We start from the raw sequence: 22,838 nt of genomic DNA, 5'->3' as shown, positions 1-22,838 counted from the left end.
GCCCCCGAATTACGTCACAAAGGCCCGGAAACGCTGAGTCACCTAGGGAAATATTTCGTCACGAAACGCCGAACGGCCTTGAACAAGCCACCCTGCTGTGCATCGGCGGAAGGCTGATTTGGGACTTCTTTTTGGGACACCGGGGGCGCTTCTGCTGGCGCTTCGTGCATCTTCGCGACGGCCGCGTCGTACCTGTCCAGCGCAATCTGCGCCAGCACCGGGGACGGCAACAGTGGATCGGTGACGACGTCGGCACCCGCCTTGGCCAACTGGTCGTGGAAGAAGCCCGGCGCAAGGAGATACGAGGCAACCACCACCCGGCCGCCGACGTCGACCGCTCCTGCGGACTCCCCCGCCCCGGCACCTCCGGCGAGTTCCTCCCGAAGCATGGCGACGGCGTCGGGCACGGACGGCTGGGCGGAGGCACCGTAGGCGGCCACCATCCGGTTCGAACGCAGCTGCCGCAGCTGGCCCAGTAGCTCCTCGACACTGACGGCGGCGTTGGGGTTGGACGAGCCTGCCGCGGCCAACACGATGACGTCGTTGTCCGTGGTGCCGGCCTCTCGGAGCCGCTGGTCCAGGAGTTGGGCAAGTCGGGGGTCCGGGCCGAGCGGCAAGGCGGCGGCACTGCCCCGACGGCTCTTCACGGCACGGGCAATGTCCACCTTCACGTGGTAACCCACGCTGAGCAGCAGCGGCACGACGACGGCGGGTTCCCCCTCTGGCAGGCCCGCCACCACGTCCACCAGGTCCGGCTGCTGGACGTCCACGTAGGCTTCGCGGACGTCGAGCCCGGGGCGCAGTTCCGCGATGGCGGCACGCAGGGCATTGACCTCAGCGGCCCCCTGTGTGTTGGACGTCCCATGGGCGCAGGCGATCATGATGGGGCTGTTCATAGGGGCTAGCGTAACGTTGGAGCCGCCCTGTCCGCCCTCTTTGAAATACCGGGACGCCCCATGACATTCGCCTTTGACAACTCCCCGGTGTGGCTGGATCTGCTGGGCGTGTTTTTCTTCGCCGTCTCGGGTTCGCTGCTGGCGGCGCGGAAGCAGATCGACATTGTCGGGTCGCTGCTCTTGGCCTCCTTGGTGGGCCTGGGCGGCGGCGTGATCCGCGATGTCATCCTTGTGATCGTTCCGGCGGCCTTCACCAATCCCGCGTACCTGGCCCCGCCGCTGCTGGCCACGGTGCTGGTGTTCTTCCTGTTCTCCAGCGTGCAGCGGTATACGTCGCTGCTGATCCTGTTCGACGCCGCCGGCCTGGCCCTGTTCTGCATGACCGGCACGCTCAAGGCCCTGGCCACCGGGTTGAATCCCGTGGCTTCAGTGCTGTTGGGAGTGACGACGGCGGTGGGCGGCGGGCTGCTGCGGGACATCACCGCCAATGAGGTGCCGGAGCTCTTCAACCCGAAGGACATCTACGCGCTGCCGGCATTTTTGGGTTCCTCATTGACGGCGGTGCTGTGGGTGCTGGGCGTGTTCAACGTCCTCACAGCGGCCGGCATCGCAGCCCTGGTGTTCACATTCCGCGTCCTGGCGTGGCGGCGCTCCTGGCAGGCACCCCTGGCCGTCCGCGGCTGGCACCGGCGGGCCACCGATTCGGGGCTCTGAGAGTTATCCTGCCTGTCATTTTGGGGTGGTCCGGATTGGCTAGGATATGAGCATGACTGACATGTTCCTCGAGAAGTTCAAAGCGCTTGTTCCGAAGTATCTCGAGGATGAATGGCAGGAAGAGGACGGCCTGACCCCCGAGGAACTGGACAAGGCCCTTGCCGACCACCAGTTCCAGATCCCCTTGGTTTTGCGTGAGTTCTATCTCGCCCTGGGCGGCTGCGAGGACCTCATGGAGGCGTACCACTACTTCTGGGACCCGGACGAGCTCGAAGTCGATGACGAGGGCTTCCTGATGTTCCTTGAGGATGAGGACGAGGAGTACACCTGGGGCTTCCGCATAGGCGACCTCAGCGTCCCGGACCCCATCGTCTACCGCCGCAACAACGCCCGCGGCCAGTGGAAGTCCGAGGAAGGCACCTTCTCCGAGTTCGTCTTCGACATGTTCGAGTGGGCGTTCGAGGACGAAGAGGAAGAGTAGGGGCTGCTTCTTCTTGGCTGCTCGCTGAATTTCCCCACCTTTGGGAACGTCCGACGGCGTGTCCCCCGGGTTTGACGGTGTGTCCGCGGTTTTGTGGTCCAAACCTGGGGAATTTCAGCGGATGACTCTGCCCCTGAGCACCTGCCACACCTCGGCAACCACTTTCTGCGGGTTGTAGACGACGTCGGCGTAACCGTACCGCAGGACGGCATAGCCACTGAGGGTGCTGGCATTGTTCCGGAAGCGGTCCTTCTTGACCTGTCGCGGCTCAAGATGGCTGCGGCCATCGATCTCCACTATCAGGAATCCCTCCAGCAGGAAATCGACGAAGCCGATTCCCGGCAACTCGACCTGGGTTTGGGTGTAGATCCCTTCGGCTCGGAACAGGAGACGGGCTACGACTTCAATTGGCGAGTCAGCTGTGCCGTCAACCAGGTCCAGCACTTTCCGGGCAGCACCGTTCCGGTTTCCCGGCAGCCGTTGCCGAAGATAGGGCAACGTAGTCACGCCCTGACGCACGGCACTCTCCACCATCACCGTCGCTTCAACCTCTGGAAGGCACCGCAGGCCGTGGACGAGTATGTCGGTGATGCTTGCAACGGGCTCCGCTGTTCCATGTGCAACCAGTGACTCACGATGCACCACTGCATTCGGTGGTCCGCCGTGCCTGCATAGCAGGTGGACTTTCTCCGGCTGGTGCAGCAACCACAGCCCGCGGTGGGCTGCTCCCGAGGCGCATGTGAGCAGCCCACTACCGAGCACCGCAGTGACGAAGTCCGAGGGGGCTCCCGGCAGGGCCAGCACTCCATGCCTAAGTCGGCGGACTTGGCCGGATGCCACAGCTTTGCGGATGTCCCGATCTGAAAATCCAGCTCTAAGGAGCGTTTGCGTGCGGGCAACCGAGCCGGCGTTGTCGAGGAATCGGCCAAGGTCCATAGGTTCAGCACACCGGAGGGACGCTCCCGCCAGGAGGCATTAACCGAGCTATGTGTGTAACCGGCCGGCCGAAGTTCCCCAGGTAGCGAACGCGCTGGCGGCATGTCGCAGGGACGCGCTGGCGCTCGGAGGGACCTGCGCTGAAACATGGGGAAACTCAGCAGGAAAAGGCCGTGACAGACGAAGTAAAGAAGGACTTGCGCATTATGACAAAGCTGTCATAAGCTATTCACGGATCCGCTAAACGCCTCCGGCGGGTCTGATGCGAACGGAGAGATAGCCCCGGTTCACAACAACTTCGGTTGCTGCGGACCGGGGCTGTCCCGTTAAGCGAAGAAGCCCGGCACCCTGGCAAAATGCCACAGGTACCGGGCTCCTAACGAACGAAAATCAGCTGGCTCGGTCCACCACGGCCAGCGCGAAGTTGGACAAGGATTCCTTGACCACGCCTTCAGGCAGCGGTGCCAGGGCGTCGATGGCCTCCTTGGCCCACTGACGCGCCACCACCCACGACTCGGCGGTCACCGGGTGTTCGCGCAGCCCGGCAACGGCGGCGGCCAGGGCCTCGTCGGCGGACAGGTCGCCGTCGATCAGTTTCAGGAGGTCGACGGCGGACTGGTCGCCATCAGCAGCCGCCTTGCGCAGGAGCAGGACGGGCAGGGTGGGAACCCCTTCGCGCAGGTCCGTTCCGGGGGACTTGCCGGACTTCACCTTGACCCCGGTGACATCGATGACGTCGTCGGCCAGCTGGAAGGCCACGCCAACTTTCTCGCCGTACTCCACCAGGACGTTTTCGTACGCCTCGTCAGCCCCGGAGAAGATCGCGCCGAACTGGCCGGAGGCGGCAACCAAGGAACCGGTCTTGTCCGCAATGACGGACAGGTAATGCTCAATGGGGTCCTCATCGGGCCGCGGCCCCACAGTCTCGTGCAGCTGGCCAAGGCACAGCCGCTCGAACGTCCGGGCCTGGATGCCGAGAGCCCGGCCGCCCAGTTCGGACACGAGGATGGAAGCGCGGGCAAAGATCAGGTCACCGGTGAGGACGGCGACGGAGTTGCCCCACACCTCGTGGGCCGTGGGGGCACCGCGCCGGAACGGGGCGGAGTCCATGACGTCGTCGTGGTACAGGGTTGCCAAGTGCGTCAGTTCAACCACGACGGCGGCCTGCACCACGGCGGGCAGGGATGCGTCCCCGAGGTGGGCGCAGAGCAGGGTCAGCAGCGGCCGGATGCGCTTGCCGCCGGCCTCCACCAGATGGCGCGACGTTGCGTCAGCGAGGGGGTCCGAGTTGGCAATGGCTTCGCGGAGTTTCTTCTCCACCTTGGCCAGGTTGGTGGTGATGGCCGGGCCCAGTTCGGCGTCCCCCGCGATGGCCGCAAAGCCTGCCGGCAGCTGGAGTCCCGTGGCGATGGCGGTGGTGTTGAGGCTGGGTTCGGAGTCCGGCAGGCCGTGCCCGGCGTGCGTCCAGCTCTGGTCTGCGGATTTGGTCACGGGTTAACCCTAACTTTTTGTTGCGGATACCGCTGGTTCGAAGCTGGTGGGGTATTGGATGTGGCCGGAACCAGCGATTCCAGGACGCGGATCACCCGGTCCTCGAAGCCGTTCGCCGAGGGGTCCGTGAGGTTGGCCAGGAGCCGGACCACAAAGCGCATGAGCACAGGAATCGGCATGCCCGTCCGCAGTGCCAGCTTCATGACGGCGGGCTTGCCGATCAAGGCCGCGAAGGCCCGTCCCAGCGTGAAGTGCGACCCCCACTGGTCCCGCACGTAGTCCGCGTACCGCGCAAGGTGCGCATCGGCGTCGTACGTTCCGCCCGAAGCAGCCGTGCGTGAGGAGGCGTCGATGATGAACTCCGCGGCAAAGCGCGCGGACTCCATGGCGTAGGAAATGCCTTCGCCGTTGAACGGGGAGACCATTCCGCCGGCGTCGCCCAGCAGGAGCAGGCCGGGCGAGTAGTGCGGGGTGCGGTTGAAGCCCATGGGCAGCGCTGCACCGCGGATCTCCCCCACCTGGTTCTCCGGCGTGAAGCCCCAGTCAGCGGGCATGCCGGCGGTCCATTCGCGCAGGACCTGCTTGTAGTCCAGCTTGCCGAATTCCTTGGAGGAGTTCAGGATGCCCAGGCCCACATTGGAGGTGCCATCGCCCACGCCGAACACCCAGCCGTAGCCGGGGAGCAGCTTGCCATCGCGGCCGGGAAGCTCCAGCCAGCCTTCCATCCAGTCGTCGTCGGTACGCGGCGAGGTGAAGTAGGTGCGGACGGCCACGCCAAGCGGGCGGTCGTCACGCTTTTGGATCCCCAGGGACACTGACGTGCGGGTTGAGTTGCCGTCGGCAGCGAGGACGACGTCGGCACTAAAGTCGCGCGTCTCCCCCGTCTTGCGTCCGGACTCGTCAAGGAGCGCTGCGCGGACACCGGTGACGCGGCCGGCGTCGTTGGTCAGGGCGTCGGTGACACTGTGCCGCTCAAGGATGGTGGCGCCGGCAGCCTCGGCGTGGCGTGCCAGTTCCTCGTCGAAGCCAAGGCGGGTGCGGATCAAGCCGTACTGCGGGAAGTCGGAAACCTCGGGCCAGGGCAGCTCGATAGTGCGGCCGCCCGCAATCAGGCGCAGGCCCTTGTTCCGGCGCCAGCCCTCACCTTCCGGGTGGGGCAGGCCGAGCTTCTGGATCTCGCGGACGGCGCGGGGGGTCAGGCCGTCGCCGCAGACCTTCTCGCGCGGAAACGCCGTCTTTTCCAGGACCGTAACGTCCAGTCCGGCCTTGGCCAAGTAATGCGCGGCAGTGGATCCGGCCGGCCCCGCGCCGACAATCAGTACCTTCACAGGTCAGCGGACGATGTTGCGGCGCAGCTTGGCCACCGGGCCCTTGTGGGCGGCGATGGCGGCGGCAGCGCCCTCAGGCGAGGAATCGGCAGGCTTGAACGCGCGGTGCACGGCGACGATGCCGCCGGTGAGGTTGCGGTAGGTGACCCTTTCCCAGCCGCTTTCCTGCAGCCAGGCAGCCAGGTGGTCCTGGTCCGGCCAGGCGCGGATGGATTCGGCGAGGTAGACGTAGGCGTCCGGGTTGGAGGCAACCTTGGTGGCAATCGCGGGCAGCGCCCGCATCAGGTACTCGGTGTACATGGTGCGCCACAGCGGAACGACGGGCTGCGAGAACTCGGCGATGACCACGCGGCCGCCGGGTTTGGTGACGCGCAGCATCTCCTGCAATGCCTTCTTGGGTTCGTTGACGTTGCGGAGGCCAAAGGAGATGGTGCTTGCGTCAAAGGTGTTGTCGGCGAACGGCAGGTTGGTGGCGTCCCCGGCCACGAAGTTAATGTCCGGGCGGCGGCGCTTGCCCACCTTGAGCATCCCGAGGGAGAAGTCGCAGGCAACCACATCTATGCCGGCATCGGCATATGGCTCACTTGAGGTGCCGGTTCCGGCCGCGAGATCCAGGACCCGCTGGCCCTTTGAGACTTCCATGGCATCCACCACGATCTTCCGCCAGCGGCGGGTCTGCCCCATGGAGAGGACATCATTGACGACGTCGTATTTCGGTGCGACATCGTCAAACATGGTGGCTACTTCGTCCGGACGCTTATCCAAGGATGCTCGGTTCACCATGACATTGTCTCAAATGTTCCTGACGCTCCTGACCAGCCCTGCTGCACCCCCGGTTCCCGCCGGGCGCCGGGAGGGCCGCGCCCTACGCGGGAGTAGTGTTGTCTCATCATGACGAGCACGTTCCGCACCTTGACAGTCCCCCTGGATGGCAAAGCGTTCCCCGGGGGGCTGCCTTCGTTCCTGGTCCGGGACGACGTTCTCTGCTGGACCCGCCGCGAAGCCGGCCTGGCGGGCTTCGGTGAGATAGGTCGCTTCACCGCCACCGGCCCGGACCGCTTCCTGGAGGCGGACATCTGGTGGCGGCACCTGGTCCTGGAGGCGGACGTCACGGACTCCGTGGAGTTGCCCGGCACCGGCCCCGTGGCTTTTGGCTCCTTCGCTTTTTCCAAGACTTCCGCCCACGAATCCCGGCTGATCGTGCCGGAGATCGTGGTGGGCGTCCGGGACAACCAGTCCTGGCTCACCCAGTTGACGTTCGACGGCGGCCCGCTCACCGAAGAGACGGCCCTCGCCGCCCTGGACCGCTGGCTCAGCAGCGCTCCCCGTCCTGTCACGGAAGGCGCGACGGCGGCAGCGGACTCCGCCGGGAACGCTTCCCCCGGTGCCGTGCCCCACCCGGCGGTCGGCGCCGTCGTACGCCCCCTCCCCCTGGCCGCCGGCGCAACGCTGCACACCGGGTCGCTCAGCGAGGAAGCCTGGATGGATGCGGTGGCTGCAGGGGTTGCCGAGATCCGCACGGGCGCCCTGGAGAAGCTGGTGCTGGCCCGGGACGTGGTGGCAACTATTCCTTCCGGCGTACATGCTGCAGACGTCCTGCGCGAACTCGCCGCCCGGTACCGCGAGTGCTGGACGTATGGGGTGGACGGGCTGGTGGGGGCCACGCCCGAGATGCTGATCCAGGTGGAGGGGCGCACCGCCCAGGCCCGCGTGCTGGCCGGCACCCTTGACCGCCGCGACGCGCACGGCGAGGACGGCTCCCCAATGGACTACGCGACGCGGGTGCTCGCCGGCTCTGACAAGCAGCGGCACGAACATGAGATCGCCATCCAGTCCCTCACCAAGCAGCTGGCACCGTTCTCCGAAGCGATGAATGCCCACGACGAGCCGTTCATCCTGGAACTCCCCAACGTCTGGCACCTGGCCTCGGACGTCAAGGCGGAACTTACCGAGGTGGAGGGCCACGTGCCCACCTGCCTGGCCCTGATCAACGCCCTGCACCCCACCGCCGCCGTGTGCGGAACACCCACCCGCGTGGCGGGTGAGCTGATCCGCAAACTGGAGCACCTGGACCGCGGCCCGTATGCCGGTCCGGTGGGCTGGCTGGATGCGGCCGGCAACGGGGAGTGGGGCATTGCGCTGCGCGGTGCCGTCATCGAGTCGCCTGAGACCGTGCGGCTGTATGCCGGCTGCGGCATCGTGGACGGTTCGCAGCCGGAGGCGGAGCTGGCGGAAACGTGGGCCAAGTTCCGGCCGATGCTGGAGTCGCTGGGCATCAGCAGCTGACGTTCCTTCAGCCCTTTAGTGGGAAGGAGTCTGGAATGACAGACTGCTCCCGCTCTGGAAGGCTTGATTTTGTCCCCACTACAGTTATCCAATAGTGAAACTTAGTTGCGTGTGACGTACCTCTCTTGTTGAGCGTTACACTATAAGCCGCGTTAGTACCTCATAGCCCCTGCAACAAAAGGTAAGAAATGCAGACTCCCCGTACCCTCCTGGGCACCTCCAAGCTGACCGCTGCCACTATGATCGCCATCAGCGCCCTGGCCCTCTCAGCATGCACGAACGCCTCGGAAACGGGTCCCTCCAGCGCGGCCACCTCTTCAGGCAGCGCCAGCACCAGCTTTGATCCCAGCACGGTCAAGAAGGACGATGCCCTGGCCGCCATGGTCCCGGACGCCATCAAGTCCAAGGGCACCATCACGGTGGGCTCCGACACCAGCTACGCCCCGGCCGAGTTCCTGGGTCCGGATGGCCAGACTCCGGTTGGCTACGACGTGGACATCGCCAAGGCCATCGGCGCCACCCTGGGCCTCAAAGTCCAGGTCCAGACCGCAGAGTTCACCGGCATCCTCCCGGCCCTCGGCCCCAAGTACGACCTGGGCATCTCCTCGTTCACCATCAACCCGGAGCGCCTGGGCGCAGTGAACATGGTCAGCTACTTCAACGCCGGCACCGCCTGGGCTGTTAAGAAGGGCAACCCCAACAAGTTCTCCCTCGACGATGTGTGCGGAAAGTCCATCGGCGTGCAGACCGGTACCGTCCAGGAAGACCCGGACCTTTCCGACCGCAACAAGAAGTGCGTGGCTGAGGGCAAGAAGCCCATCGACATCGTCACCCTGAAGAACCAGACGGACGTCACCACCCGCCTGGTCAACGGCAGCATCGACGCCATGGCCGCCGACTCCCCCATCATTGGCTACGCCCTGACCCAGACCAACGGCCAGCTCGAGAAGCTCGGTGACGTCTACGATTCCGCTCCCCAGGGCATCGCTGTGGCCAAGGCCGACACCGCCTGGGCCGACGTTATCCAGAAGACCGTCACCAAGCTGATGGAAGACGGCTCCTACAAGAAGATCCTGGACGGCTGGGGCAACTCCGAGGGCGCCATCACCAAGTCCGAGGTCAACCCGGCGGTTAAGTCTTGAGTTTTCGCGTTACCGACGACAAGTCAGGCGTGCACATGGAACACCATCAACACCGGGACGAGCCGGTACTGAACAAGTCAGTGCCGGTCCGCCACCCCGGCCGGTGGGTCAGCGCCGTTATCATCCTTCTCCTGGTGGCGGCATTCCTGCAGAGCCTGTTCACCAATCCCAACTTCCGCTGGGATATTGTGGGCACCTACATCCTGGACGTGAAGGTTGTCCAGGGTGTGGGCTGGACCCTCCTGCTGACGGTCGCATCGATGGTTTTGGCCATTGTCCTGGCGATCCTGCTCGCGGTAATGCGGCAGTCTGACAACCCGGTGTTCCGCTGGACCAGCTGGGTGTGGGTGTGGTTCTTCCGTGGAACCCCTGTCTACACGCAGCTGGTGTTCTGGGGCCTGGTGACGGTTCTCTATCCGGCCTTCACCCTGGGTATCCCGTTTGGGCCGGAACTCTTCAGCTACGCGCTGTCGGATCCCAGCAAGGGCCTGATCCCCGCGATCCTCGGCCTGGGCCTCAACGAGTCCGCGTACCTCGCGGAGATCTTCCGTGCCGGCCTCAAGTCCGTGGACAAGGGCCAGCAGGAAGCCGCCGAGGCGCTGGGCATGTCCAAGGGCAAGATCATGTGGCGGATCATCCTGCCGCAGGCCATGCGGATCATCGTGCCGCCAACGGGCAACGAAACGATCGGCATGCTGAAGACCACGTCCCTGGTCCTCGCCGTCCCGTTCACCCTGGACCTGACGTTCGCCACCAATGCCCTTGCCAACCGGATCTACCTTCCGATCCCGCTCCTGATCGTTGCCGCCTTCTGGTACCTCCTGGTCACCAGCATCCTCATGGTGGGCCAGCACTACCTTGAGGCGTACTACGGCAAGGGCGTAGACAATGCCGCACCGGCAGCCATGAACCCTGCTGCTGCTAAAGCAGCAGGCGCCGGCGCCGACGCTCAGCGGTCGATGAAAACGGATTTCCCCGAGGAGAGTGCACGATGACGATCACAGCAGAAAAGCCGCTGGTCAAGATCGAGGGCCTCCATAAGTACTACGGCCACCACCATGTGCTTCGGGGTATCGACATGACCGTCAACCAGGGCGAGGTGTCGGTGGTGATCGGGCCTTCGGGGTCCGGCAAGTCCACCATGCTGCGCTGCGTAAACCTCCTGGAAAGCATCAGCGCCGGGCGGATCTCCGTAGGCGGCCAACTGATCGGCTACCGCGAGGTCAACGGCAAGCTCCACGACCTCAAGACCAAGGAAATCGCCGCCCAGCGCCGCGAAATTGGCATGGTGTTCCAGCGGTTCAACCTGTTCCCTCACAAGACCGCGCTCCAGAACGTGATGGAAGCGCCGGTCCATGTGAAGGGGCAGTCCAAGTCGGAGGCCCAAAAGCGTGCGCTGGAGTTGCTGGACCGGGTGGGGCTCGGCGACCGCGCCGGCCACTACCCCTCCCAGCTCTCCGGCGGCCAGCAGCAGCGTGTCGCCATTGCCCGTGCCCTTGCCATGGAGCCGGAGCTCATGCTCTTCGATGAGCCCACATCGGCGCTCGACCCGGAGCTGGTGGGCGATGTCCTGAACGTGATGAAGGACCTGGCCAAGTCGGGCATGACCATGATCGTGGTGACCCACGAGATCGGCTTCGCCCGCGAGGTCGGGGACACCCTGACCTTCATGGATGGCGGCGTGGTGGTGGAATCGGGCGACCCCCGTGAAATCATCGCAAACCCGCAGCATGCGCGCACCAAGGAGTTCCTGGGCCGCGTGCTCTGACCTCATTTTCGACGCGCAAATGCCCTGTCGCTACCCGAATTTCGGGAGCGCCAGGGCATTTGCGCGTCGTGGGGTAATTTCCGCGTCGAAAGACTACTGCCCGGAGAGAACGGCCTCCACCGCAGCGGCCACGGCTTCCTTGATCCTGGCATGGAGCTGCCGGAGCGACCGGCGGTCCGTGCGGACCTCCACAATGCTGCGCCCCTGTACAGGCCGATCGAGCGCTTCGGCGAGTCCCGCCGTCGTACTTACCAGTGAATGCCCGACGCCGTACGCTGCGGCGAGTGCCGCGATGTCCACGGAGTGCGGGGTGCCGAAGAGCCGTTCGACGGCGTCCCCGTAACGGCCGCTTTCTTCCACGCCCCCGTGTTCGAGCAGGCCGAAGATGGCGCCGCCGGAATCATTCAGGACCACGATCCGCAGGTCCGGCTGCTCCTCCCCCACGCCGAGCAGGAGGCCGCCGGCGTCATGCAGGAAGGTCACGTCGCCCAGCAGCACGGTGGTTTCCTGCCGGCCGCCCAGGGCGATGCCGGTGGCGGTGGAGATGGTGCCGTCGATGCCGGCCAGGCCACGGTTGGCGTACACGGTGGCGGCGGGGTCCGGGGCAGGCAGGCCTGCAAGGTCCACGTCCCGGATGCCGTTCGAGGAACCGAGCAGCAGCTGGCCGCGGGCGTTCTTCCACACCAGCGAGGCGACGGAAGGACCCGTGGCGGCGGCCTCCGCGGACAACACCTGGTCCAGTGCGTGCTGCGCGGCCGAACCGGCGAGCAGCCACGTGTCCAGCCAGTCCGGTGCGCCGCGGCCGGCGAAATCAGCCAAGTCCGCGAGGTTCTCCAGCGGCAGCTCGGTGCGGCGCCCGGGCTCGTACCAGGCCACCGGAACCGGCTGGTACAGGGCTGATTCGACGTCGGACCGGGCCAGGAGCGCGGCCACCGGGCGGGAAAGGGTAGGCCTGCCGAACAGCACCACGCGCTCAACCGGCTGCGCCGAGCCGGGCCCGAAGTGCTCAAGCAGCAGCCGGTACGGGCCCACGGCATTGGGGCCGAACCGTGAGTTGGAGGATGGCTCGGCCAGCAGCGGCAGGTTGTGGGCGCGGGCGAACGCCTCGGCCACCGGACCGGCGTCGTGTCCTGCCAGCACCACTGTGCGCCGCTCGGGCAGGGTCTCCGGTGCCGGGGGAAGGTTCATCACCAGCGGCTCGGTGCCCACCCGGTAGCGCTGCCGGTCCACCGCCTGGGGCAGCCTCTCTTCCGGAGCGGGAACCAGGGGGTCACGGAACGCGAGGTTGAGCTGGACCGGGCCGGGCGGCAGCTCCGGGAAGGCGCCGGTGGCAGCGGAGAGGCCGGTCTGGATGGCGCGCTGCGGATTGCTTCCGGCCGGGACATCGGCGGCGAACCGGACCTGCTCGCCGAACAGGTCAGGCTGCACCGTGGTCTGGTTGGCCCCGGTCCCGCGCAGCTCGTCGGGCCGGTCCGCGGACAGGACGATCAGCGGGACGGCGGCATGGTTGGCCTCCATGACGGCCGGCATCAGGTTTCCGACGGCGGTCCCGGACGTAGTGAGGACCCCTGCGGGCGAGCCGGTGGACAATGCCAGGCCCAGGGCCGTGAACCCCGCGGACCGCTCATCGATCCGGACCAGCAGATCCACCCGGCCCCCCGCCGATGCCTCGGCCAGGGCGTAGGCCATGGGGGCCGACCGCGAACCCGGCGACACCACCACGTGCCGCACGCCGCCGTCGAGCAGGACCTCGACGGCGATCCGCGCCGCAGCCAACGCGCTCAGCTCCGCTGTGTCAAGCTGAGGCTCGTCCTGGGAGTGCACGGCACTTGGGGTTCGGGCGTCTGTGGAGGCGGCGTCGGGGGCAGGCTCGTTCAACGAAGTCACCCAACCAGTCTGCCACCCTCCAACGCCCGCCCACTCCTAGGATGCTCTATCACCTATGGTCGCTAAACCGGGGTTTTGGGGACCATAAGTGATAGAGCAACGAAAGGGGTCAGCCGCGGAAGACCTGGACCACCGCGGGACGGGGCGCGCGCACCTTGCCGGGTGCCGGCGTCGTACCTGCCGGAACGTAGTCCGGGAAGAAGGAGTGCGGAGCCTCGAAGGTGCCTTCCTCGCCCGGGTGCTGCACGGAGACGAATACGGTGCGCTCGTCGTCGTGGATGACCGGGCCGCAGGTTTCGGCGTCGCGCGGGACCGACAGGAACTGCTCCACCTTGCCGCGCTCGGCGCCGTCCAGGGTGACCTTGAAGAGGCCGTCGTTGTAGCCGATGCCGGAAGGCGCACCGTCGGTGGAGATCCACAGGTTGCCCACGGAGTCGAAGGCCACGTTGTCCGGGCAGGAGATGGGCGAGACCTTGTCCACCGGGTAGCCGGAGAAGTAGGTGACGTCGCCCTGCGCGGGATCGCCGCAGACCATCAGGAGGGTCCAGTTGAACTTGGTGGACGTCTGGTCACCGGCTTCGGTGATTTCCACGATGTGACCGTCGCGGTTCTGCGTGCGCGGGTTGACCTCCGTGGCGCCTTCCTTGGTGCCGGTGCCGCGGTCGGAGTTGTTGGTGCAGACCACGTAGACCTTGCCGGTGTGCAGGCTGGGCTGGACGTCCTCGCAGCGGTCCATCTTGGTGGGACCCACCTTGTCCGCCGCCAGGCGGGTGTACACCAAGACCTCCTCGACGGACATGCCCGGGACGGCGGACTTGCCGCCCACCACCAGGGGCAGCCATTCGCCTGATCCGTCGAATGCACCGTCGGAGGGAAGTGCGCCGGTGCCGGTGATCTCCGTGGCAGGTGAGTTACCGGTGAACTTGGCGACGTAGAGATCGCCCTCGGAGAGAAGGTTCATGTTGTTGCGGCGGTCGCCCTCGACGTACTTGCCCTTCGAAACAAACTTGTAGAGGTAGTCGAACTTCTCGTCGTCGCCCATGTACGCCACCACGTGGCCGGATTCGGCCACGATCACGTTGGCACCCTCATGCTTGAAACGGCCCATGGCGGAGCGCTTCTTGGGGGTGGAAGTGGGGTCGAACGGATCCACTTCCACGATCCAGCCGAAGCGGTTGGACTCGTTCTCGTAGCCGGGGTTGCGGGTGTCGAAGCGGGGATCGTCCAGTTCCCACTGGCGGGCGGTGGGCTTGGCGGTGAGGCCATAGCGCTTGTCGCCGGCCGAGGTGCCGCCGGCCACGAAGTAGCCGTTGAAGTTTTCCTCGCCGGAGAGGATGGTGCCCCAGGGGGTGGTGCCGCCGGAGCAGTTGCCGAACGTGCCCTTGATGGCGCGGCCGGACGGGTCGGCCACGGTCCTCACCAGCGCCGAGCCGGCAACCGGGCCGGTCAGTTCGTAGGTGGTGTCAGAAAGGTAGCGGCGGTTCAGCGGGGCGCCCTTCACGTAGCTCCACGGCTTGGTGGTGTTCTTGCGCTCCAGCTCCACCACGGCCAGGCCGTGGGCGGCCCGGCCGATTGCACGGGTTTCGACCGGATCGTAGCCGGCGGGGACCATGATGTTTTCATTGGTGTACTCGTGGTTGGTGAACAGCACGGCGCGGCGGCCCTTGCTGCCGGGGATTTCCACGATGTCGGTGTAGTCGTTGTTGTAGCCGAACTGGCGGGCCTGGGCTGCCGCGGTCTGGTTGTTCAGGTCAAACTCAGGGGAATCGCTGAACAGCGGGTCACCCCAGCGGATGATCGGCTGCCAGGTGAAGCCCTCCGGCACGGTGAAGGCGTCGACGGCCTTGTCGACCGGCTTGATGGCGGTGAACTGCAGCTTGGAGTTGCCGAAGCCTTCCTTGGCGGCCTTGGACAGGCCCGCGGCGGCGGCAGGTTCGGCGGAGTTCACTACTGAGTTAAGGGCGACGGCGAGGGCACCGGCGGCCCCAAGGCCCAGGGCGGCGCGGCGGGACAGGGTGGCGGAGGCGATGTCGCGGAAGTAACCGTTGGAGCTGGTGTTGCAGACGTCCCCGGCGCAGGCGTTGTCGCACTTGAGCGCGCATGTGACCGGGCTGCGCTTGCCCTTGGTGTGGCCGAGCATGGGCAACAGGGTGAACTTGCGGGCAGTTTCAGACATGGGGAACCTTCCAAGGAATGTCTTTTGGGTGCCCGATCACCCTTCCAGCCGGTTCCTACCGGAAGCCATCAATTGGATGAAGTTATGGTGAACCGCCCGTGACCTGCAGGAACTCCCGGGCCGGGAGCAGGAGCCCGACCAACGAGAGCACGATGAACACCACCTGGTGGATGTGGTCATTGCCGGGTGGAAGGTTCCCGGCCAGATGCAGAACCCAGAAAACCGGATAGAACCAGAGTGCGTACCAGGCCCACCGTTCGCGCCGCCGGAACGGCACCAGCACGATCAACATGCCGAACAGGCCCAGCCCCAGCGAAGCGAGTCCGTCCGCGAGGTACAGGCCTGCATCACCGTCCGGCGGAAATACTGCGACCACAGCACCAAAGGCCAGGATGCCCAGGCTGACGGCAGCCAGGCAGAGCCACGCGATCCGCACCGTCAGATTCACCCTGCGCACGACGCCACCCTATATCCTCATCGATTGCTGAGTAACTGCCGTTTTCGGGCCTGAAAACGGCAGTTACGGAGCAATCGATGGGGTGAGGAGGGCGTGGACGCGGTGGAGCCGGTCCAGCCACCAGTCCCGGCGTTCCGCGGGAGCCGCAAACCGCTCAAGCAGCCCGGCGTCGGCGGCCACGTCGCGGAGGCGGATGGCGCCGTCGTCGGCCACCAGGGGATCCAGGGTGATGTCCGATTCAAAAAGCGATACCGTCCCCAGGCCGCAGGCGTAGGGCAGTTCGGGCAGGGCGGCGGCGAGCGCCAGCCCGGCGCGGATGCCCACGGAGGTGTCCAGCGCGGAACTCACGACGGCGGGAAGTCCGGCCTGCGCCACGATGTCCAGGGCCCGCCGCACTCCCCCAAGCGGCGCCACCTTGACCACGATCAGGTCCGCCGCTCCGGCGCGGGCCACGCGGAGGGGATCGGTTTCCTTGCGGACGCTTTCGTCCGCGGCCACCAGCACCGGCGTTTCAGCATCCTGCAGCCGGCGCCGTACTTCTGCCAGGCCCTCGATGGACGGCACCGGCTGCTCGGCATACTCCAGCCCCACGGGCGCCAGCCGGGTCAGTGCCTCCACGGCTCCGGGCACATCCCACCCGCCGTTGGCGTCCACGCGGACGGCGGCGTCCGGCAAGGCGGCGCGGACGGCATGAAGCCGGGCAACGTCGTCGTCCAGCGACTGCCCCTGCTCCGCTACCTTGACCTTCACCGCATCCACCCGGCCGAACCGGGCCAGCACGTCCGGCACCCGGTCCGCCGGAACCGCAGGCACCGTGGCGTTGACGGAGACGGACTGGCGCAAGGGGGCCGGGAACCCCTGCCAACCGGCCTCAATGGCGGCCGCCAGCCAGCGCGAGGCCTCGGCATCGCCGTACTCCGGGAAGGGGCAGAACTCGCCCCAGCCAGCGGGCCCGCGGAGCAGGAGCGATTCGCGCTGCATGATGCCGCGGAACTTCACCCGCATGGGCAGGCTCACCACGTGGGCGGCCGCCAGCAACTCCTCCAGCGGCGGATCGGCCGGGCGGAAATGGGCAGAGTCAGGCGGAAGGCCGGGGTTGGGCATGCCGTTCACTGTACGCCGCAAACGCAGGGCACCTAGGCTATTCCCGCACCACCCGGATGGTGCCCAGGGACTGATCCGCGGGGTCGGGCAGGACCATGCCGGCCTTCAACCCCGATTCCAGGTACTCAATGACGGCCTCGTCGATCCGCTCACCCGGCACGATCACCGGGATGCCCGGCGGGTACGGGGTGATCTGCTCCGCCGCCACACGTCCCACAGCTTGGCTCGCGGGCACGTCCTCGCGTGGGCCGAAGAAGGCGTCGCGGGGAAGCATCACGGTCTCCAGTTCCAGGCCCGACGGCGACGGCAGGTCCACCTGGGCAGGGGCAGGAAGCGTTGGAGCTGCTTCAATGAGGGCCTGCAGCGCGTCCAGGAGCCGCTGCGCGGAAGCATCGTCGTCGGCCATGGACAAGGTGGCCATGATGCGGCGGTGGTCGCTGAGGCCCATGTCCAGATGGCAGTTCTCCCGCAGCCAGTCGGCCGCCTGGTATCCGCTGATGCCCAGTCCTGACACGTCCATGAGGATCTGCATGCGGTCCAGGTCGTGGGAGGATTCGGCTGCCAGGAGCTCGTCCTCGAGCACATGGATTCCCGGCAGCACCTCGACCTCGGTCCGCAGCCGCCGGGCCAGGTCCAGGGCGTTGCCCAGGAGCTCGGCGCCGTGCTGCACCATCTGCCGGCGCCAGCCATCCATCGCCGAGTACAGGATGACGTTGGGGCTGGTGGTCATCAGCAGGTCCGCGCATTCGGAGAGGTGCACCGGGTCCACCAGGTCACCCTGGATGTGGTAGACCGAACCCTGCTCGAAACCGGCTCCCATCTTGTGCACGGACACCACGCAGACATCCGCCCCGGCACTCATCGCCCAGGTGGGAAGGCCCTCATGGAAGGGAAGGTGCGCGCCCCAGGCCTCATCGACGATCAGGGGCTTCCCCCGGTCGTGACAGACCTTGGCAATCCCGGCGATGTCCGCGCAGGTTCCGTAAGGCGTGGGGCTGACGATCAGCGCGCCTGCTGCGTCCGGGTACCGCTCCCACATTTCCTCCACGTCCGCAGCCGACGGCGGGTGCGCCAGATGCAGTTTGGAGTCCCAGCGGGGCCGGATCCAGCGCGGCTGGATCCCGGAAAAAACCAGCCCTGCGGTGATGGATTTGTGGGCGTCCCGGCTCACCAGCAGGTCGCCCTTGCCCGCCGCAACGGCCAGGACGGCGGCCTTCACCGACAGCGAGCTTCCGCAGGTGGAGAAGAAGGCCTGCTCCGCTCCCACAGCATCCGCCATCAGCTGCTCGGCCTTTTTCAGGTATCCGCCCGAGGACGAGCGGTCATCCAGGCCCGCCGAGGCCAGGACGTCAGGCCGGAAAGTGTCCGCACCCAGGATCTCCCGGACGCGCGGATCCGCGCCGCGGCCCTGTCGGTGGGCGGGAGGGGTGAAACCGTAGCGGTCCAGCCGGTGGTAGCGGTCCAGGGCGTCCAGCAAGGGAGCTTCGTTGTGGTCCACGTTGTTGTTCCTTTCGTTGGATCGGTCAGTAAAGTCCCGCGCGGGTTCCAAACGGCACGGACGACGGCGGCCGTTCAGTCAGGAGGTCAGGCGCCGGTCAGGGTAGTCCAGACGCCGATGCCGCCGGCCACGAGCATGACCGCGGCGGTGAACCAGCCGAGCGTGGTGGCAAGCCAGCCGTTCCGGTACTCGCCCATGATGGCCTTGTCCCGCGAGATCAGCATGGTGACCACCAGGAAGGGTGCGGCGGCAATGCCGTTGATGGTGGCGCTGAAGACAAGGAGCCCGATGGGGTCATTGGAGAAGAAGCTGATGAGGACACCGGCTACTATCCCAACCCCCAGCAGCGCGTAAAACAACGGGGCCCGCCGCGGGCTGAGGTCAAGGCCCCAGTCCTTTCCGAGCAGGCCGGATAGTCCCGCTGCGCCTGATGCGGCAAGGACCGGCACCCCTAGGATGCCGGTGCCGATGAACCCGGCGGCGAACAGGAATTTGGCGGCGGGCCCCACTACGGGTTCCAGCGCCTTGGCTACATCGGCAGCCGTATTCACGTCAGTGCCGTTCCTGCCGAGGGTTGCCGCAGTGGCGACCATGATGGCGAACATCACCAGGACGGAGAAGACCATCCCGATAAAGACGTCCGCCCGCGCCTTGCGGAGGGTATGGGCGGCGGCAGCTGCGTCCGGGCGGTCCTGCAGCCCTACTGCCTCGTCGCCGCCCTGGTCCTCGGCGCGCAACTCCTGGACGCGGTGGGCGCTTTGCCAAAAGAACAGGTACGGCGAGATGGTGGTGCCCAGCACGGCAACGATCAGGCCAAGGTACTCCGGCGCGAAGCTGAACTTCAGTCCCAGTATTCCTTCCAGGACGTCCGGCCAGTCGACGTTGGCCACGAGCAGGACAGCGACGTACGCCAGCAGTGTGAGGCACAGCCACTTGAAGACCCTGGCAATGACGGCGAAGGATCCGCTCATGAGGGCTACGGCGATGCCGATCCCGGCAAGAGCGCTCCACAAATGGTCCGGGCCCGCACCGAGCAATTGCATGCCCTGCCCGATCGCCATCAGGTCTGCGGCGGCATTAAGGACGTTACCCACCAGCAGTGCAACAATCAGTATTCCAATCACCACCCGGGGGCGGCGGGAGAACTTGCGCCGGGCCAGCCAGCCGAGGCTTTCGCCGGTGGCCAGTGCGGTACGGTCACATATTTCCTGGACTGCCATCATCATTGGCAGTGTCACCGGAACTGTCCACAGCATTCCGTTGGAAAAGGTGGCGCCGGCCTTTGCGTAGGTGGCAATCCCCGACGGGTCATCATCCGCGGCACCGGTCACCAGGCCGGGGCCCAGCAGCGAACCGAAGCGGCGCAGGCGGGATTTCCGCCTGGCCCCCGTTGCCGTGCCGTCAGTTTGGGGCCGTCCTGTTGTTTCGGCCTTGCTCATCCAGTCTTCTCCACTCACCATCGACTTCTAAGCCGCCAACTACTAAGCAAGCTTAGGATTCTGAGCCCATGGTAGGCCATGAAGCTGGAAAGAGCCGTCGCGCGGAAGCGCTCAGATCCACTTGTTGTGCTTGAACGCCAGGTAAAGGACCAGGCCCATGGCCACCATCAGGGCCAGGGCATAGGGGTAGCCGTACGTCCACGCCAGCTCGGGCATGTTGCTGAAATTCATGCCGTAGATGGAAGCCACCAGGGTGGGGGCGAACAGGATGGCGGCCCAGGAGGAAATGCGCTTGACCTGCTCGTTCTGTTCCAAGCTGGACTCGGTCATGCGCTGCATCTCATCGTTTTGCCGCTGGGCCACCAGGGCTGCGTTGACGGCGAGCGCGTTCTGCAGCAGCGCACGGAAGGACGCCACGCGCTCGTTGAGCCGCAGCACGTGGTCCAGGACGTCGCGCAGGTGGTCCTGCAGGACCTCCCCCGGCGGCCGCTCCGGGGTCCCCGCCATGAGTTGTCGCAGGATTCCTGCCAATGGACTGGTGGCGCGCTGGAAGATGATCACCTGCCGGGAGAGCTCGTAGATCCTGCGGGAAACCTCCGGGTCGGCGCCAAAGAGGTCATCCTCGATCTCGTCGATATCGTTCTCCAGCCCGGCGGCCACAGGCTCGTACTCGTCCACCACCTGGTCCAGGATCCCGTACAGCACGGCATCAGGGCCCAGGGCCAGGAACTCCGGCATGGACTCCATGCGGCGGCGCACCTTTGCCAGGTCCGGGGACTCGGCGTGCCTGACGGTCACCACGTACTCGTCGCCGACGAAAACGTGGATCTCGCCGAAGTCCACCTTTTCCACGTCGTCCCGGTACCGCGCCGGCCGGAGCACCAGGAACAGGCATCCGCCGTAATGCTCCAGCTTGGCCCGCTGGTGGCCGGAGAGCGCGTCCTCGATGGCGAGCGGGTTGAGGTCGAATTCCTCGCCGACGGACTGCAGCTCCTCGGCATCCGGCCGGTACAGGCCAATCCACGCCATCCCCTGACGCTGCCGCAGCAGGAAGTAGGTCTCGTCCAGGTCCTCGGGGTCCTCGGTGCGGAATCCGTTGACATAAACAGCGTTGTCAATGATGGTCACTGCCGGCCTCCCGCTCGCGCTCCCAGTCATCCAGCAGCCCCGGCATCCGGGAGTTGAGGAACCGGTAAAACCTGGCCATCTCCGCCACCCGCACCCGTGCAGCCGATCCTTCAGGGAGGGTTTCCGCCGTGGCATCGGTCAGGGCCGCCAGCTTCTCGTAAACCGGACTGTTCCGCATGGACACCACATACCACTCATCCGTATGGAGGGCATAGAGGTCGCGCCGGCTTCCTGGCTGCGAGACGCGGTGCACGAAGCCCACGGTCTGCAGGTACCTCACGGCGCCAGACACTGCCGCGGCACTGGCCCCCAGCCGCTCCGACAGCTCCGCGGCGGTGAGGCTCCCATGTTCCGAGGACACCAGCGCCAGCAAGGTCCGGGCCGGCATTTTGGGGAAGCCGGCGGCGGCGAAGGCGGCGGCAGTCCTCTCGGCAGCGGCGGCCGTCAGTTCCGTGGTCCGCAGCGATGCGCCGATGTCGGTGCTCATGCCGCGCCCACCTCCCGCCGGCGCATCACCGCAACCGCCAGCACGGCGGCACCCACGGCGACCGCCAGCATCCACCATGCGCCGCTCCAGTCCGTGGCATCCCCGTGCGGGACCGGGGTGTGGGCGAACGGGGACAGGTCGCGCAGGCTTTGGTCGATGCCCAGCATGCCGCCGAGGATGCCGAGCACCACGCCCAGGGCCAGCAGCGCCCAGCTGGCGGCGATGGTCGCGGCCGGCCATAGAACGAACACCAGCGCCGGGACGGAAAGGTAGATCAGGGCCGCAGGAAGCTGCGCCAGCGCGGTTTGCCAAAGGGCATCGGCGGGCATGGAGGTATCGCCGGAACCGGCCAGCGTTGTCCACGCCCCCACCCCTGCGAGGCCCACCACCAGCACCACGGCCGCCGAGCCCAGCAGCAGGTAGCCCGCCAACCAGCGGACCCGGCCCACCGGGGCGGACAGCAGGAGCTCGGCGGTGCCGGCCGCTTCCTCCTGCCGCAGCCTGATCACAGCCTGCAGCGCGCATGCCGCCGCCAGGACTCCGGCCATCGAGAAGAGCACCGAGACCATGAGCTGGGTGAGCGAGGTGCCCTGGGACTGGAGCATGGCGCGCAGCGTGGCGGTGATATTGGTGTCGGGGGTGTCGACGGCGGCAATCGCCTTTCCGAGCGAGCCCGCCAGCAGGCCCAGGGCCAGCCCGCTGAGTCCCCAGCCGACAATTGACCCTGACTGCAGCCGCAGCGCCAGTGCCACCGGGCTCCGAAGCCCCGGCCGCGCGGCGGCGCGTCCCGGCCGGGTTCCCCAGACACTGGCCCCACTGTCCCGCGTACGGAGAATCAGCCAGGCTGCCGCCAGGCAAGCGGTGCCCAGCCCCACCGGCAGCAGCAGGGGCCAGAAGCGGTTTCCCGAGTAGGCGTACGTCTGCTGGCCCCAGCCGATGGGTGAGAACCAACTGGCTGGCCCCTCGGTCATAGTGGTTCCGCTGGCGCCAGGCGTCCCTGTGGCATCGCCGATTCCGCGCAGGACGTAGGCCAGCACTACAAACGCGGCCGACACGCCGTTCGCGCCGCGTGAGGTTCCCATGAACTGGGCCACCAGCAGCCCAACACCAAAGAAGGCGAGGCCGACGGCGCCCGTTGCGGCTCCCGCCGCAAGGGAACCTTGCGGGTCCAGGCCCTGTGAGGCGAACCCCGCGAAGACCGCGAGCGCTACGAGGATGTTCGCGGTGACGCCGTGCAGCAGCGTGGCTGTGTCAGGCAGCAGGCGTCCGGCCGGCGTTGCGGCGACCAGTTCGGCTGTGCCGGTTTCCTCATCCGCACGGGTATGGCGCACCGCGAGGAAGGTGCTCATCAGCCCGGCCAGCAGGGCGAGGAAGGCATAGATCAGGAAGAACGTAAACGCCCCCTGATCTGCGCCCCGGGGCAGGCCGCGGAGCATCAGGATGGCGGGGGTGGCGATGGCCACCTGCAGGATCTCGGTGCGGCTGGCCACGTTGCCGTAGGTCTGGGTGACGGCGGCCGCCGCGAACAGGGCGAAGGCGCCGATGGCCACCACCCAGCTCAGGAGCTGCCAGCGGTCCCGCCGCAGCCGCTGGCGCCAGAGGATCAGGAGAACTTCCATG

At 66.6% G+C, this 22,838-nt stretch carries 20 protein-coding genes and 1 pseudogene; 6 read left to right on the top strand and 15 right to left on the bottom strand.

From position 1 onward, the window contains the following. Positions 1–38 precede the first annotated feature (38 nt). On the bottom strand, positions 39–896 hold the full coding sequence (locus FBY30_RS11385) for a sirohydrochlorin chelatase (protein ID WP_142132970.1): 858 nt from the start codon (positions 894–896) through the stop codon (positions 39–41). Positions 897–956: 60 nt separating this feature from the next. On the opposite strand from FBY30_RS11385, the gene FBY30_RS11380 reads away from it, so the two are divergent. Both FBY30_RS11380 and FBY30_RS11375 read left to right on the top strand, forming a co-directional pair. After that, the gene (locus FBY30_RS11380; protein WP_142132969.1) at positions 957–1,610 is read left to right on the top strand and encodes a trimeric intracellular cation channel family protein; all 654 of its coding nucleotides are present in this window, start codon (positions 957–959) and stop codon (positions 1,608–1,610) included. Positions 1,611–1,662: 52 nt separating this feature from the next. Further along, on the top strand, positions 1,663–2,091 hold the full coding sequence (locus FBY30_RS11375; RefSeq protein WP_142132968.1) for an SMI1/KNR4 family protein: 429 nt from the start codon (positions 1,663–1,665) through the stop codon (positions 2,089–2,091). 114 nt (positions 2,092–2,205) lie between these two features. Here the strand turns inward: FBY30_RS11375 and FBY30_RS20985 are convergent, their stop codons facing one another. The 5 genes and pseudogenes from FBY30_RS20985 to FBY30_RS11355 form a co-directional block, all read right to left on the bottom strand. Next, on the bottom strand, positions 2,206–2,598 hold the full coding sequence (locus FBY30_RS20985; RefSeq protein WP_235009426.1) for an endonuclease domain-containing protein: 393 nt from the start codon (positions 2,596–2,598) through the stop codon (positions 2,206–2,208). A gap of 294 nt (positions 2,599–2,892) precedes the next feature. Further along, positions 2,893–3,027: pseudogene (locus FBY30_RS21185) on the bottom strand (type IV toxin-antitoxin system AbiEi family antitoxin domain-containing protein); the annotation flags it as partial. Between the two features lie 390 nt (positions 3,028–3,417). Beyond that, positions 3,418–4,518: a polyprenyl synthetase family protein gene (locus tag FBY30_RS11365; protein ID WP_142132966.1), complete on the bottom strand. Its 1,101-nt coding sequence runs from the start codon at positions 4,516–4,518 to the stop codon at positions 3,418–3,420. Further along, positions 4,515–5,846, bottom strand: a complete 1,332-nt coding sequence (locus FBY30_RS11360; protein WP_142132965.1) for a geranylgeranyl reductase family protein — start codon at positions 5,844–5,846, stop codon at positions 4,515–4,517. The genes FBY30_RS11365 and FBY30_RS11360 overlap by 4 nt, the downstream gene beginning before the upstream one ends. A gap of 3 nt (positions 5,847–5,849) precedes the next feature. After that, positions 5,850–6,626: a demethylmenaquinone methyltransferase gene (locus FBY30_RS11355; RefSeq protein WP_235009425.1), complete on the bottom strand. Its 777-nt coding sequence runs from the start codon at positions 6,624–6,626 to the stop codon at positions 5,850–5,852. A gap of 111 nt (positions 6,627–6,737) precedes the next feature. Here FBY30_RS11355 and FBY30_RS11350 point away from each other — a divergent pair, with 111 nt between their 5' ends. The 4 genes from FBY30_RS11350 (at position 6,738) to FBY30_RS11335 (ending at position 11,042) form a co-directional block, all read left to right on the top strand. Then, positions 6,738–8,132 carry an isochorismate synthase gene (locus tag FBY30_RS11350; RefSeq protein ID WP_142132963.1) on the top strand — a complete coding sequence of 465 codons (1,395 nt, stop codon included), beginning with the start codon at positions 6,738–6,740 and terminating at the stop codon, positions 8,130–8,132. A 188-nt stretch (positions 8,133–8,320) separates the two neighbouring features. Next, positions 8,321–9,274 (top strand): ABC transporter substrate-binding protein, encoded by a 954-nt coding sequence (locus FBY30_RS11345; RefSeq protein ID WP_142132962.1) that lies wholly within the window; start codon positions 8,321–8,323, stop codon positions 9,272–9,274. A 35-nt stretch (positions 9,275–9,309) separates the two neighbouring features. Continuing rightward, the gene (locus FBY30_RS11340) at positions 9,310–10,269 is read left to right on the top strand and encodes an amino acid ABC transporter permease (protein ID WP_142132961.1); all 960 of its coding nucleotides are present in this window, start codon (positions 9,310–9,312) and stop codon (positions 10,267–10,269) included. Further along, entirely contained in the window at positions 10,266–11,042 is a 777-nt protein-coding gene (locus tag FBY30_RS11335; protein WP_142132960.1) for an amino acid ABC transporter ATP-binding protein, read from the top strand. Before FBY30_RS11340 ends, FBY30_RS11335 begins: the two co-directional genes overlap by 4 nt. 93 nt (positions 11,043–11,135) lie before the next feature. On the opposite strand, the gene menD is transcribed toward FBY30_RS11335, so the two are convergent. The 9 genes from menD to FBY30_RS11290 all read right to left on the bottom strand — a co-directional run bounded on the left by menD (position 11,136) and on the right by FBY30_RS11290 (position 22,837). Further along, complete coding sequence (gene menD / locus FBY30_RS11330; RefSeq protein ID WP_442858282.1) at positions 11,136–12,929, bottom strand: 2-succinyl-5-enolpyruvyl-6-hydroxy-3-cyclohexene-1-carboxylic-acid synthase; 1,794 nt, start codon at positions 12,927–12,929, stop codon at positions 11,136–11,138. Between the two features lie 109 nt (positions 12,930–13,038). Further along, positions 13,039–15,105, bottom strand: coding sequence for a PhoX family protein (locus tag FBY30_RS11325; RefSeq protein ID WP_142132959.1), 2,067 nt, complete (start codon positions 15,103–15,105; stop codon positions 13,039–13,041). An 82-nt stretch (positions 15,106–15,187) separates the two neighbouring features. Beyond that, complete coding sequence (locus tag FBY30_RS11320; RefSeq protein WP_200830678.1) at positions 15,188–15,562, bottom strand: hypothetical protein; 375 nt, start codon at positions 15,560–15,562, stop codon at positions 15,188–15,190. Between the two features lie 63 nt (positions 15,563–15,625). Next, entirely contained in the window at positions 15,626–16,666 is a 1,041-nt protein-coding gene (locus FBY30_RS11315) for an o-succinylbenzoate synthase (RefSeq protein WP_142132958.1), read from the bottom strand. A gap of 37 nt (positions 16,667–16,703) precedes the next feature. Then, entirely contained in the window at positions 16,704–18,164 is a 1,461-nt protein-coding gene (locus tag FBY30_RS11310) for an aminotransferase class I/II-fold pyridoxal phosphate-dependent enzyme (protein WP_142132957.1), read from the bottom strand. An 86-nt stretch (positions 18,165–18,250) separates the two neighbouring features. Next, positions 18,251–19,603, bottom strand: coding sequence for an Nramp family divalent metal transporter (locus FBY30_RS11305; RefSeq protein ID WP_160141466.1), 1,353 nt, complete (start codon positions 19,601–19,603; stop codon positions 18,251–18,253). A gap of 111 nt (positions 19,604–19,714) precedes the next feature. Beyond that, entirely contained in the window at positions 19,715–20,731 is a 1,017-nt protein-coding gene (locus FBY30_RS11300; RefSeq protein ID WP_142132955.1) for a magnesium and cobalt transport protein CorA, read from the bottom strand. Continuing rightward, complete coding sequence (locus FBY30_RS11295) at positions 20,718–21,218, bottom strand: GbsR/MarR family transcriptional regulator (RefSeq protein WP_142132954.1); 501 nt, start codon at positions 21,216–21,218, stop codon at positions 20,718–20,720. Before FBY30_RS11295 ends, FBY30_RS11300 begins: the two co-directional genes overlap by 14 nt. Continuing rightward, positions 21,215–22,837 carry an ABC transporter permease gene (locus tag FBY30_RS11290; protein ID WP_235009424.1) on the bottom strand — a complete coding sequence of 541 codons (1,623 nt, stop codon included), beginning with the start codon at positions 22,835–22,837 and terminating at the stop codon, positions 21,215–21,217. Before FBY30_RS11290 ends, FBY30_RS11295 begins: the two co-directional genes overlap by 4 nt. Between the last annotated feature and the right edge of the window lies 1 nt (position 22,838).

It is taken from the genome of Arthrobacter sp. SLBN-83 (genome assembly GCF_006715285.1).
Taxonomy (GTDB): domain Bacteria; phylum Actinomycetota; class Actinomycetes; order Actinomycetales; family Micrococcaceae; genus Arthrobacter.
The sequence above is the reverse complement of the archived record's forward strand: the minus strand, read 5'-3'. Positions and strand labels throughout refer to the sequence as shown.

Coding starts and splice junctions, on each gene's coding strand:
- FBY30_RS11385 (WP_142132970.1), bottom strand. CDS start 896: ATGAACAGCCCCATCATGATCGCCTGCGCCCATGGGACGTCCAACACA.
- FBY30_RS11380 (WP_142132969.1), top strand. CDS start 957: ATGACATTCGCCTTTGACAACTCCCCGGTGTGGCTGGATCTGCTGGGC.
- FBY30_RS11375 (WP_142132968.1), top strand. CDS start 1,663: ATGACTGACATGTTCCTCGAGAAGTTCAAAGCGCTTGTTCCGAAGTAT.
- FBY30_RS11350 (WP_142132963.1), top strand. CDS start 6,738: ATGACGAGCACGTTCCGCACCTTGACAGTCCCCCTGGATGGCAAAGCG.
- FBY30_RS11345 (WP_142132962.1), top strand. CDS start 8,321: ATGCAGACTCCCCGTACCCTCCTGGGCACCTCCAAGCTGACCGCTGCC.
- FBY30_RS11340 (WP_142132961.1), top strand. CDS start 9,310: ATGGAACACCATCAACACCGGGACGAGCCGGTACTGAACAAGTCAGTG.
- FBY30_RS11335 (WP_142132960.1), top strand. CDS start 10,266: ATGACGATCACAGCAGAAAAGCCGCTGGTCAAGATCGAGGGCCTCCAT.
- FBY30_RS11325 (WP_142132959.1), bottom strand. CDS start 15,105: ATGTCTGAAACTGCCCGCAAGTTCACCCTGTTGCCCATGCTCGGCCAC.
- FBY30_RS11315 (WP_142132958.1), bottom strand. CDS start 16,666: ATGCCCAACCCCGGCCTTCCGCCTGACTCTGCCCATTTCCGCCCGGCC.
- FBY30_RS11305 (WP_160141466.1), bottom strand. CDS start 19,603: ATGAGCAAGGCCGAAACAACAGGACGGCCCCAAACTGACGGCACGGCA.
- FBY30_RS11295 (WP_142132954.1), bottom strand. CDS start 21,218: ATGAGCACCGACATCGGCGCATCGCTGCGGACCACGGAACTGACGGCC.
- FBY30_RS11290 (WP_235009424.1), bottom strand. CDS start 22,837: ATGGAAGTTCTCCTGATCCTCTGGCGCCAGCGGCTGCGGCGGGACCGC.